Below are 12973 nucleotides of genomic sequence, written 5' to 3' on the forward strand. Positions count from 1 at the left end.
CTACAAAAATAACAATAACAATAACAATAACAATAACAATAACAATAAAAAATATTAAGGGGTATGTATGGATTTTGCCGCATTTAGAGGGGTAATAGGCATATTTGTTTTATTAGCCATTGCCTATGGAATTTCTAAAAGTAGAAAGGACATTAATTTTCGTACGGTAGGTTTTGCATTTTTGCTGCAACTATTACTTGGTGCGTTTGTTTTATATGTCCCCTTTGGCAAAGACGTATTGGCCACGATTACTTCAAGTGTTCAAAGTGTTATTGATAGTGCCAAGGTCGGTATTAACTTCCTCTTTGGTGGCTTAGGCACAGACGCTATGTACGAGAATGGTGTTGGTTTTGTCTTTGCTGTACGTGTTTTACCTAATATTATTTTCTTTTCTTCATTAATCGCCGTACTTTATTATCTTGGCATTATGCAGTGGGTTATTAAAATTATTGGTGGTAGTTTACAAAAACTGTTAAAAACCAGTAAACCCGAGTCACTATCAGCGACTGCCAATATCTTTGTTGGTCAAACAGAAGCCCCCTTAGTTGTTCGACCTTACATTGCTAAAATGACTCAGTCTGAACTATTTGCCATTATGGTTGGTGGCTTAGCCTCTGTTGCTGGTTCTATTATGGCGGGTTATGCGGGTTTAGGCATAGAGCTTAAATACCTAATAGCGGCGTCGTTTATGGCGGCACCGGGTGGCTTACTGATGGCTAAAATTATTTGCCCTGAAACAGAGCCTGAAAAAATTGTTCAAGACTCGATAGACTTTGATGAAGGCGATGAAAAGCCTGCTAATGTTATTGATGCTGCTGCATCTGGCGCGGCATCTGGATTAAAACTAGCGGTGAATGTGGGTGCGATGCTATTAGCTTTTATTGCTTTAATTGCTCTCCTCAATACCATTGTTGGCGGTATTAGTGGTTTATTCGGCTACGATAATATTACCATCGAACTTATTTTAGGCTACGTGTTTGCTCCCTTCGCTTTCATTATTGGTGTACCGGTTAATGAAATGCTACAAGCAGGTAGTTTTATCGGCCAAAAAGTTGTGGTCAATGAATTTTTTGCTTATGTTAATTTTGTTGAAATTAAAGATACACTTTCTCCGGTAACCCAAGCCATCGTCACCTTTGCATTGTGCGGCTTTGCTAACTTATCTTCCATCGCAATTTTGTTAGGTGGTATTGGTTCAATGGCGCCTAGTCGCCGACGTGATATCGCACGACTTGGTATGCACGCAATGTTAGCGGCAACCTTAGCTAATTTAATGAGCGCAGCTATTGCTGGCGTATTCATTTCTTTATAAATAATTGATAGGAAAATAAACGTTATGTCTGACCTTAAAGCCATCGCTCAACGCGCACTTTCGTTAATTGATTTGACAAGTTTAACCGATAGCGAAACAGAAGAAGAAATTATAGCCTTGTGTCAACAAGCAAATTCTATCGGTGGCGTCACTGCTGCTATCTGTATTTTTCCTCGCTTTGTGCCTTTGGCAAAAAAGACGTTAAAAGCGCAACAAACACCACAGATAAAAATTGCTACCGTCACTAACTTCCCGCACGGTAATGATGATATAGATATCGCATTAGCTGAAACACAAGCCGCTGTCGCATACGGCGCCGACGAAGTCGATTTAGTTTTTCCTTACCGAGCACTAATGGAAGGTAATGAAGCGATTGGTTTTGATATGGTCAAAGTGTGTAAACAAGCTTGTGGTGAATTTGCTAAGTTGAAGGTGATTATTGAAACGGGTGAGCTTAAATCACCTGCGTTGATTGAACATGCCAGTGAAATTGCTATTAATGCCGGTGCTGACTTTATCAAAACCTCAACGGGGAAAGTTGCGGTAAATGCAACACCAGAAGCCGCAAAAATAATGCTTGAAGTGATAAAAAACAAAAATATCAATGTCGGTTTTAAACCCGCAGGTGGTGTTAAAAACGCAGAAGATGCAGCCGTTTATCTTGCTTTAGCCGATAGTATCTTAGGCAGTGAGTGGGCTGATAATAACCACTTTCGCTTTGGTGCAAGTAGCTTACTTAACAGTTTACTTGACACACTAGGACACAGCACAGAAAATACCTCAGCAACTAACTACTGATCTCCTTTGATAAAGAAGTAACTCATGGCACAACTGTATTTTTATTATTCATCAATGAATGCGGGTAAATCTACTCATTTGCTGCAATCGTCTTATAATTATCGAGAGCGCGGCTTAACTACCGCAATTTATACGGCGCAAATTGATGACAGATTCGCCAAAGGCAAAGTCGCTTCGCGCTTAGGTATAGACGCAGATGCTTTCTTATTTGATGATAGCATCAATATGTTTACTGAAATAAAAGATAAACATCAAGCCGCTAAAATAGATTGCGTACTGATTGATGAAGCACAGTTTTTGTCAACTGAACAAGTTAAGCAGTTAACGGATGTTGTCGATCTCTTACATATTCCCGTGTTAGCCTACGGAATAAGAACTGACTTTCTTGGTGAAACTTTTTCAGGCAGCGCTGCCCTTCTTGCTTGGGCCGATAAGTTAGTCGAATTAAAAACAATTTGCCATTGTGGCCGCAAAGCTAATTTTGTTATCAGACAAGATGAAAATGGTGTACCTGTAAAAGTAGGTCAACAAGTAGAAGTTGGCGGCAATGAACGTTATGAGCCATTATGCAGAGCCCATTTTAAACAGTTGGTCTGGTAAACATCTAGATTAAAGCACTTATTGCTAACAATATATTCAGCTAAATTTCCTCTATACCTTTAAAAAACAAGGAATATTCCATGTCAGTTTTTGAAAGCTCTCATCCTCTGGTTAAACACAAAGTCAGTTTACTACGCGATAATAATATTTCAGTTAAAGCCTTTCGAGAATTAACCAAAGAGATATCAATGTTATTAACGGTTGAGGCCACTCAACACCTTAGTATTAAAAATATCCCATTAACTTGTTGGTCTGGCGAAATTTCAGTGCCAACTCTTGCTGATAAACAACCCACACTGGTACCCATTCTACGTGCCGGTTTAGGTATGCTTGAAGGCTCACTGTCAATACTGCCATGTGCAAAAATAAGTGTTGTCGGTATACAACGTAATGAAGACACATTAGCGCCAGAAAGTTATTACGAGAATATTATCTCTGATATAGAAAGTCGAACAGCGATTATTATTGATCCTATGCTAGCGACTGGCGGCACAGCATTAGCAACCATAGATCTATTAAAGGCATCGGGATGTAAAACAATCATTGCACTATTTTTGGTCGCTGCCCCTGAAGGTATAAAATTGCTTGAGGATGCTCATCCGGATGTCACGTTAACGATTGGTGTGATAGATGAGAAACTTAACGAACAAGGTTATATTTTACCGGGTCTGGGCGATGCCGGTGATAAAATCTTTGGTACGCTGTAATTAATGCGACTTGCTTAAACTAATCACTTTTTTAATAAGTGATTAGTTAGCAAGATATTACCTATATCGGCATTGTTTATAACGGCCTTATTTAATAAATAACCGGTGGTAATTCAGGACTTTCTTCAGAATAAGTGATCGCTTGTTTAAATTGCTCTGCGGCTAACAGCGCTGAATTTTCGTCTTTGGCGTGTACACGAGCGATGACTTCACCACTATTAACCTGAACCCCAAGCGGTAAAATTCTATCGAAGCCAACACTGTGATTAACTTTTTGTTTTGGCGCAGTTCTTCCGCCGCCTAATCCCACCACTGACATACCAATATCTCGAGTGTTCATTTGAGCTAAATAGCCATGTTGACTGGCTTTAACTTCCATAATAATGGCCGCTTTATTCATTGAGCCCCATGGGTTTTCAACAAAATCTTTTGGCCCGCCTAACGCCGCTATCATCCGCTCAAATATTTCAGCTGCTTGACCTGAATGAAGGGCTTTGTCAATTTTAAGGTAAGCGGTTTGCTCATCGCTGGCTAAGCCCGAATTCACAAGCATCGCACAGGCTAATGTTTTAACGACTTTATGTAAACGAGGTTCGCGTTGTTTACCCGTCAGATATTTAGCGGTTTCATACATTTCAATGGCATTACCGGCACTGGTGCCTAATACCTGATTCATGTCAGTAATGATCGCTTGAGTATTAACCCCTGCACCATTGGCGACACTAGAAATACTATCGGCAAGCGCTTTAGCATCTTCAAGAGATGACATCATCGCGCCATTACCCACTTTGACATCCATCACTAAAGTATCAAGACCTGCCGCAAGTTTTTTAGATAAAATTGAAGCGGTTATCAGTGGAATAGATTCAACCGTCGCGGTCACATCACGAATACCATAAAGGCGTTTATCTGCTGGCGCTAAATTATCTGTTTGAGAAATAATGGCTACGCCCACGTCTTTAACAATACGCTTAAACTCGCTAATTGTTGGTTCTACATTAAAACCGGCAATACTTTCTAATTTATCTGATGTACCTCCGGTATGCCCTAACCCTCTACCTGAGATCATTGGCACATAAGCGCCACACGCAGAAACAATAGCAGCTAACATAAAGCTGACTTTATCACCTACGCCACCCGTAGAGTGTTTATCAACGATAGGGGCATCATAGCCCTCCCAAGAGAGCACATCACCCGAGTTCATCATGGCGGTGGTGAGCGTTACTTTTTCTTCAACCGATAATCCTTGCTGAAAAATTGCCATCGCCATTGCACCGACTTGGCTGTCAGAAAAGCTACCATCAACTAAACCATTAACAAAATCGTGAATTTGGCTTTGATTGAGAATTTTACCATCGCGCTTAGTGCGAATAATTTCTTGGGGTAATATCATTGATGGATATCCTTAAATGTCCAATAAATATTTTGGCGTAAAAGCATCAGGTAAAAGCTCAGCGACACTCCACACTTGTTGTTTGTCTTTGTGATTAAACGCTATCACAGGTGCTGATTGTTCAAAAAATTCAGCAATAACCTGTCGGCAAGCGCCACACGGAGGTGTCATTTTTTCTTGCTCGGTATATATAACGATCATTTGAAAACTTTGCTCACCCTTTATCACGGCATGGCTTATGCAATTTCGTTCTGCACAGACAGTTAAACCGTAAGAGGCATTTTCAACATTACACCCTTGGACAATCGTACCGGAAGTGGTTAAAGCCGCAGCACCGACATGAAACTTACTATAAGGCGCATAAGCTTTTAAATAAGCTTCTTTAGCGGCTACTTTTAATTCTGCAGGTATTTCTATGGTATTTTTATTCATTATTGTAAAAATTCAAGAGTAATGTAGACCTGTGAGAATACCATAGCTGACCAAGTGGTCAAGTAATGCATTTAAGGTATCACTTACATGGCTAAATTTTTTGTAAAAAAAAACCCTTTAGTAAACTAAAGGGTTTATATTTCAATAGATTACAGTGTGGTTAGAACTTGTAGCTAACACCCACTTTTATACGCCATGCAGAATCAGTCGTATAAAATTTATTGTCTGCGTAACTACCATCATCATTTTGTGAGATAGAACGGCCATATACATATTGTCTTGTTGCTGGGTCAACAGTAAATTCAACTAACTCTTGAGTACCGAAGTCGCTTCCGTATACTTTACCTTTGCTGCTATCTACAAGATTTAATAGATTATCAACCGTTAAGTAAACCATACCCTTGTGGCCTTCTTTAAACCCTGGGATTTCTTGACGAATGCTTAAATCAAGTGTTGTTACCCATGGAGTAGTTATTACGCCTTTTGGTAAGTAACCACCGGCATATTTATCTAAACCTAAGTCGTTAATCGCTTCAAAGAAGTTAGCTTCATTTTCCGCTGAACTGAAAACAACGTTAGTATCACCTGGTGTAGGAATATAAGGTAAGAACGAATCGTTAGTAGTACCAGGGCTTAATAAACCATAAGGGTCGCTACCTGGGCCACTTCTTCCATCTACGTCAGTACCGTCAGCATAGAAAGTTACTGGCTTGCCTGAACGGCGTTCGAAGAACAAGTTGATATTAGTTTTGTAACCTGCAACAAATTCAGTTTCATAACCTAAGTTAACAACAAATCTGTGTTCTGTTTCAAAACCAGAACGACCTACTACAGCGTCATTACGGTTAATCACCGTATTATAGCCAAAGTTACTGCCTGCTGTAGCACTTGTACTTGTGTGTGCATCAGTTACATCTTGGTTAGTGTATGACGTTGTTAATCTAACACCACTGTCCCAATCTTTGTTCAAAACAACGCTGAAGATTTTAGAACGACCATCTTTACCGGCATTTGTTAACATTAAGTCAGTAATTGAACCATCGGCATCATCATAAATAGTACGACCGCCATCTGCTGTCGTGCCATCTTCATCACCCAACAAACTTGCATCTTGCCAAAAAGCAGTATTCTCTGACTTTTTGTATAAGTATTCTGTGGTTAATAAAAAGTCTTCACCTAATACCGGAATATCGAAGCGGTAATCAAGAGCTATCTGGTAGCGCCAATCAGAAGGTAAATCAAAGTTTGGATCAACAAAGTTTGTGCCAGCAAATGTGGTTGAATTAGCTACTGTGTCTTTATCTTCTTGACGTGGACCGCTAATATCTACATTTTCAAAGGTACCGTTTTCAAAAACTTTACCGATTCCAACGCCAGGGTTTGAATAAGAGTTAGATACCCAAACTGTTGGTTGACCACCAGAATAACGACCAACACCACCGCGAACGATAAGGTCATCACTTGCATCCCACTTAATACCAAAGCGTGGTAAGAAAATACCCGTACCGTCTAAGTTGTCAGTATTGTCATAACCTGTACGTGCTTGAGATTGTTCGTTATAGGTAGGTATGTCGCTAGACGCTAACATTTCGTATCTTAAACCCATGTCGATAGTAATATCGTCATTGAACATCCATTCATCTTGAATGTAAAAAGCATGCTCGTCACGAACAAATGAAGCGGCTGCGTCATTTGCATCTAAGCTCGTTGCATTTTGGTAGATAACTCTGTTTGCCACTTTATTTTCAAAGTCTTCAATACTACCAAAACGGTAATCGCCTTTGGTGTTTTGTAAAAACAAGTTAAAAATGTCTAAACGCTTAAACTGGTAACCAAAAGTTAAACTGTGATCGCCCACTAGGTAATCACCGTCTAAAGCCATGATAAAAGTCTTTTTATGTAAATCGTTAGAATGGCGAGAGTGATCTGCACCAATTGCGATATCACCAGAATCAGCTTGAATAACAGTGTCAGAATAATCACCTAATGAAGCTTGAGTTGTTGGGTTATCAAGGTAAGTTAGGCTAAGTTGAGTTGAAAAATCGTCATTCCAATCAGAATAAAGTTTAAACGCGTAGTTGTTTAATTCTTCAGTTCTGTCATACCAATGTGATGATAAACGTAATTCGCCACCATAAGTAGACTGGTTACGTGTACTGTTACCTTTAGTATATTGGTAAGTAAACGCTGAACGATGATCATCGTTAATGTTCCAATCGAGTTTCAACAATAATTTTTCATCGTCTACTTTAGGAGATAAATCCCATTCGCCTGGCTCTACGCCGTAGACTTCACGAGCAATTCTTTGTACTTCTAAAACATCAGCAACGCTGGCATCAGCAGAGTTAGGTACGTTAGCGCCATCTGGTCCCCACTCAACAGTTGATGTTGCTTCGTAATATTCGTATGAAGCGAAGAAAAACAATTCATCTTCAATAATAGCGCCACCAAGGGTTGCACCAAAAGTTGTTTCATCAAAATCTAATGGTGCTTCGTCTGTACCATTTTTAGGTGTGCCGGCCATGCCGTCATTTTGAGTTTCATAAAAGAATGAACCTGATAACTCGTTGGTACCTGATTTTGTTACTGCGTTAATCTTAGCGCCTTGGAAGCCGCTGTCTTTTGCATTGAAAGGAGTAACATCGATAGTTACCTGTTCAATCGCGTCAAGAGAAATAGGTGAACGCGTTGTAGGGTAACCATTGGCATTCAGACCAAAGTCATCATTTTGGCTAATACCGTCAACACTGATGCTGTTAAATCTTGGGTTAGTACCGGCAACACTTAACTCGCCATCTTTAGAAGATAAAACGGCTAGAGGGTTGTTACGAACGATATCTTTGATATCACGGTCGAAACTTGGAGCATTAACAATATCATCAGCACCAAAATAACTGTTGCTACCAATATTATTAGAAAAAATCTTGCTACCTGTTACAGAAATACGTTCAACATCGTCTGCAGCTTCAAGTTTTGCATTTAAACGAAAGGTATCACCTAGTGTTAAAAAGATATCTCTGTAAACAGTAACACCTTTTTCACCAGTGATTTTAATCGTGTAAGGACCGCCTACGCGAAGACCTTTACTTGAAAAGTTACCAGCGTCGTTAGAAGTGGTAAGCGTTTTTGTGCCTGAAGGTTCGTGGATAATTTCAATTTTTGCGTTAACTGAAATAGCACCCGCTGAATTTTCAATACTACCTCGAATAGCGGAGGAGGTATCGTTTGCCATAGCAGAAGTCGATAAGCCAAGTGCAAAAATAACTGCACTTGAAATAAGTGAGAGACGTTGAGTGTTCATCGGTTATTCCTTGATTACGTTTTTAAGTGTTTACGAATTATTTTTTTTAGCAACCAAAAAACTTAACCAGTTGCTCTGTTTTTAATTTCGGATGAAATTAGACCAGATTTTTATTACACTTTCATTACATATTTTCAGAGTTTTTGAAATTCAAATAGTATCTGTTAGTGATTAAAAAGAAATCAACCAGAAAAGTATTTTAAAAAGCTTTAATAAACAACGGGATGCATCGTAAGCTTATGACTATCATTTATATTAATAACGAAGATGGCCTTTATATAAGATATTGTTATCTATAAACAGGTTTAAGGCTTTTTAGTTATAAGCTTAGTGAGCCAATTTAGATAAAAAACAGACCATAATAAACAATTAGCCATATATACATGGCCTTAAGCCAATTAATACTCATTATTTAACTAAATGTTTTTATATAGAGAAATTAAAAACATCAACTAAAGCACTAAAGTTCCCTTTCATATAAATGGCTAAACATTTATAGTAGAATTTCATTGAAAAATGGCATTTAGTGATTTAAATCAATGATAAAATAAAGATAAGTATAACAAACCATAAAAGTTAACTATTTGGTCAACAGATAGTATTAAAGTAAAATTATAATAACAATTTAACTTAAAAATGTTTTATTTATGCATTTTAAATATTGAGCAACTTAATGAAAAATAACAAAGAAATAAAAAAAACAGGGAATATTCGCGCACTAAGCCAGCACAAGATTTTAATAGCGGCTAGTACAGAATTTGTTTTACAAGGGTATAAAGGCGCTACGGTACAATCCATTGCCGATAGAGCAAGCCTACCTAAGGCTAATATACTTTATTATTTCAAGAATAAAGAAAATATATACCATGCCGTACTAGAACATACCCTACAAATGTGGGACGAAGGCATAGGTGATATAAATCCTGAAGACGGTCCTAAAGCAGCTATTGAAAAATTTATTGAAGCAAAAGTAAGGATGTCTTTTAAACACCCTGAATCTTCAAAGATATATGCCATGGAGATTATTCAAGGTGCACAACATTTGAAAGATTTTGCTCGTACCTATCAAAGAAAATGGGTGAGAGAGAAAGCACAACTATTCCAGCAATGGATAGATAATGGAGAAATGCGCGATGTTAACCCTACTCATTTAATTTTTCTTATTTGGTCAGCAACTCAACACTATGCCGATTTTGAAACACAAATTTTAACGATTATGAATAGAGCGGATTACGAAGATGAAGATGTTGAAGATGTCATCGCTTTTCTAACTGACATGATTTTACGTGGCTGCGGTTTACACTAACGTTGATATAATCATCGACACTTAACCTATTACTTAACATTAGCACTAACTTATATGAGTAGAACACAAGCACAGCCTCTTAAAATAGCAACATTTAATGTAAGTATGGAGGCTTTAAACTATCAGTCTGCGCTGAGTTCTGAGGCTCCTAATATTTCAAATAACACCCTGCAAATAGCCATAGACAGTGATCATCAACAAATTAAAAATATTGCAGAAATTATTCAGCGTAATAACCCAGACATTCTGTTACTGAATGAATTTGATAATCAAGATAATAGCAACAATAACCACCACCACGCCCTAAAGACTTTCATTAAACGTTATTTGAACAAAAGCCAAAATGGACAAAAAGAAATTGATTTTCCTTATTTTTATCAAGGACCCGTTAATACGGGTGTCAATTCAGGCTATGATCTAGATGGCGACGGTAAACAAGGTGTTTTGCCGGGTGATGGTTTTGGTTACGGACATTTTTCAGGTCACTTTGGTTTGGTACTCTTGTCAAAGCACCCGATTAATAGTAACGCTATTCGTACCTTCCAGTACTTTAAGTGGCGAGATATGCCTAACGCCCTTCAACCTTTAGATCCTAAAACCTCGACATCTTGGTTTAGTGATGAAGCTTGGCAAAACATGCGTTTATCTTCTAAATCTCATTGGGATATTCCGGTTGAGGTTAATGGGCAAGTCGTTCATATTTTAGCAAGCCACCCTACACCGCCGATATTTGATGGTCCAGAAAATAGAAATGGTAAACGTAATCATGATGAAATTCGTTTTTGGGATGATTACATTTCGCCGGAAAAATCAGCATACATTTACGATGACAAGGGTCAAAAAGGAGGTTTAAAATCCCTTGAACCTTTTGTTATTTTGGGTGATCTTAATGCGTCTAATGTTGAGGGTGATGCGTTAAATTCGGCCATATCAAGCTTACTAAATAATGATAAAATTCAAGATGCATTACCCCAAAGTGAAGGGGGAAAACAGCACAGTAAAAATAACGAACATGCAAATTACCATACGGCCTCATGGCGAATGAGAGCCGATTACGCGTTACCATCGAAATATGGATTAGTTATTGAAAAATCAGGCGTTTACTGGCCAACAGAAAATAAAGAGACTTTTAGGTTAATAAAAAACAGAGCAGCATCTTCCGATCACCGTATGGTATGGATTGACCTGTTACTGAAGACTAAAGAGTCATCTGAAATAATCACCAACCCTTATTAATTATTAACACTTATATAAGAAGATAAAAATGAAAAAACTCCTATCTGCTGTTAGCATTATACTTGCATTAACAGCCTGTCAAACGATTGATAATGACTCAACAGCAATGCTTTTAAATACAGAGACTGCTAAGAATATTCCTTCACCAAAAAATATCATTATGGTGATAGCTGATGGCATGGGTCCCGCTTATACAACATCGTACCGATACTTTAATGACGACCCAACAACTGACATTGTAGAAGAAACAGTATTTGACCGCTTACTTGTTGGCTCAGCTAGTACTTATCCAGCAAGTGTTTCTGGTGTTGTCACTGATTCCGCCGCTGGTGCTACTGCACTTGCCACGGGTTATAAAACTTACAACGGCGCAATTGCTTTAGACGTGAATAAAAACAGCGTTGAAACTGTACTTGAATTTGCCAGAAAACAAGGTAAAAAAACAGGTGTTGTCGTAACATCACAAATAAATCATGCGACCCCTGCTGGATATTTAACACATAATGAAAGCAGAAATAATTATAATGCTATTGCTGATAGCTATATAGATAACGGTATAAAAGCAGATGTCTATTTTGGGGGGGGCTGGAAATACTTTATACGTGAAGATAGAAATTTAATTGAAGAATTTAAAGCGTCAGGATTTCAGTATATTGATAACTACAACGCCTTAAACACGCTTAAAGCAGATATGCCTGTTATTGGTCTTTTTGATGATACTGGTTTACCGTCAGCCTTAGATGATAGTGACCCATATCGTTTATCCGCCATGACTAAAGTTGCAATTAAACAACTAGAAAATAGTAAAGGTTATTTTATGCTCGTTGAAGCTAGTCAAGTAGATTGGGCTGGTCACTCTAATGATATAGCAACGGCGATGGCTGAAATGTCAGATTTAGCTAAAACGATGGAGTACTTAGAAGAGTACGTAAAACAAAACCCTGATACGTTAGTTATATTAACAGCTGATCATAGTACGGGTGGTTTAACCGTTGGTGCACGTGGCAAGTATGAGTGGCACCCTGAAGTTTTACGCACAATGAAAAGTTCGCCAAGCACAATAGCTAAACAGTTAGCTAACAGCCAAATAACACAACAAGAATTAAGTAAATTGCTTAACTTCGATGTAACAAATAACGAAGTTGAACAAATTGAAGCGGCGAAAATATTTGCAGTTGAGGAAATTACTACTTACAAATCACTTGATGAACAAGAAAAACTAAAGACTAAAGAGCCCACCATGAATAACATCATATCAAGTGCAATTAAAAACATTATAGATATTAGAACAAACACTGGCTGGACATCAGGCGGCCACACCGCAATTGATGTTCCTTTACATACACTAGGTAAAAGCAGTGAAGTCTTAAAGGGCAAGGTTGATAATACCGACGTAGCTAAACAAATATTTTTATTACTCGGTAAAAAGTAACCTCCACGTTAATAATATAACAACGGCTAATGAAAATTAGCCGTTTTTTTTGTGTTCAAAAACTACACTCCCTGCTATAAAACCTCTTTATCTCATCAATAAATATTTTATTGATTAAACGTTTATCCATACCTTTACTACCTTACTTTATGTGAATAATTCAGCTAGAAAGAGTCGCTAAAAATCCTTTGTTGTTTGTTAATCTCCCTCAAACAACTTAATCAAAGTAACCCCAACCCCCCTGTATTAGCTTCGTTAAAGCATTCTTGACTATCTATAACGATAAAATTTAACTCGTTATCACTTTCCTTATTTTTACGGTGTCTAGTGCTAAGTGACCAATCACTTCGCAATACATATGGAGTTACTGGAGTTGTCCTTGTGGTAATCGCAGGAGTTACCGGGGTTACTGAGTAGTTAAGTAAGGAGTTATCAGGGTTGTTATGTTGTTGCTAT

General features: G+C 38.0%; 10 protein-coding genes. 7 read left to right on the forward strand and 3 right to left on the reverse strand.

The window, feature by feature from the left end; translation table 11 throughout:
• Positions 1–67 precede the first annotated feature (67 nt).
• The 4 genes from H4J69_RS11655 (at position 68) to upp (ending at position 3417) form a co-directional block, all read left to right on the forward strand.
• Positions 68–1312 (forward strand): NupC/NupG family nucleoside CNT transporter, encoded by a 1245-nt coding sequence (locus H4J69_RS11655; RefSeq protein ID WP_182244666.1) that lies wholly within the window; start codon positions 68–70, stop codon positions 1310–1312.
• Between the two features lie 24 nt (positions 1313–1336).
• A complete protein-coding gene (deoC, locus tag H4J69_RS11660; protein WP_182215182.1) occupies positions 1337–2110 on the forward strand; it encodes a deoxyribose-phosphate aldolase in 774 nt (257 codons plus the stop codon).
• A 24-nt stretch (positions 2111–2134) separates the two neighbouring features.
• Positions 2135–2710, forward strand: a complete 576-nt coding sequence (locus H4J69_RS11665) for a thymidine kinase (RefSeq protein WP_070373565.1) — start codon at positions 2135–2137, stop codon at positions 2708–2710.
• An 80-nt stretch (positions 2711–2790) separates the two neighbouring features.
• Positions 2791–3417 carry a uracil phosphoribosyltransferase gene (gene upp / locus H4J69_RS11670; RefSeq protein ID WP_182221937.1) on the forward strand — a complete coding sequence of 209 codons (627 nt, stop codon included), beginning with the start codon at positions 2791–2793 and terminating at the stop codon, positions 3415–3417.
• A gap of 91 nt (positions 3418–3508) precedes the next feature.
• Here the strand turns inward: upp and deoA are convergent, their stop codons facing one another.
• From deoA to H4J69_RS11685, 3 genes are all read right to left on the reverse strand, one after another.
• Positions 3509–4810: a thymidine phosphorylase gene (deoA, locus tag H4J69_RS11675; protein WP_182221936.1), complete on the reverse strand. Its 1302-nt coding sequence runs from the start codon at positions 4808–4810 to the stop codon at positions 3509–3511.
• 12 nt (positions 4811–4822) lie between these two features.
• A complete protein-coding gene (locus tag H4J69_RS11680; RefSeq protein ID WP_070373562.1) occupies positions 4823–5242 on the reverse strand; it encodes a cytidine deaminase in 420 nt (139 codons plus the stop codon).
• 160 nt (positions 5243–5402) lie between these two features.
• Entirely contained in the window at positions 5403–8543 is a 3141-nt protein-coding gene (locus tag H4J69_RS11685) for a TonB-dependent receptor (protein ID WP_182244667.1), read from the reverse strand.
• Positions 8544–9204: 661 nt separating this feature from the next.
• On the opposite strand from H4J69_RS11685, the gene H4J69_RS11690 reads away from it, so the two are divergent.
• The 3 genes from H4J69_RS11690 to H4J69_RS11700 are packed head-to-tail and all read left to right on the forward strand — an operon-like array spanning position 9205 to position 12517.
• Positions 9205–9849 (forward strand): TetR/AcrR family transcriptional regulator, encoded by a 645-nt coding sequence (locus H4J69_RS11690; protein ID WP_259367747.1) that lies wholly within the window; start codon positions 9205–9207, stop codon positions 9847–9849.
• A 54-nt stretch (positions 9850–9903) separates the two neighbouring features.
• The gene (locus tag H4J69_RS11695) at positions 9904–11085 is read left to right on the forward strand and encodes an endonuclease/exonuclease/phosphatase family protein (protein WP_182244668.1); all 1182 of its coding nucleotides are present in this window, start codon (positions 9904–9906) and stop codon (positions 11083–11085) included.
• Positions 11086–11113: 28 nt separating this feature from the next.
• The gene (locus H4J69_RS11700; RefSeq protein ID WP_182244669.1) at positions 11114–12517 is read left to right on the forward strand and encodes an alkaline phosphatase; all 1404 of its coding nucleotides are present in this window, start codon (positions 11114–11116) and stop codon (positions 12515–12517) included.
• Positions 12518–12973: the final 456 nt, after the last annotated feature.

This window comes from Colwellia sp. BRX10-9 (genome assembly GCF_014077405.1).
Taxonomy (GTDB): Bacteria; Pseudomonadota; Gammaproteobacteria; order Enterobacterales; family Alteromonadaceae; genus Colwellia_A.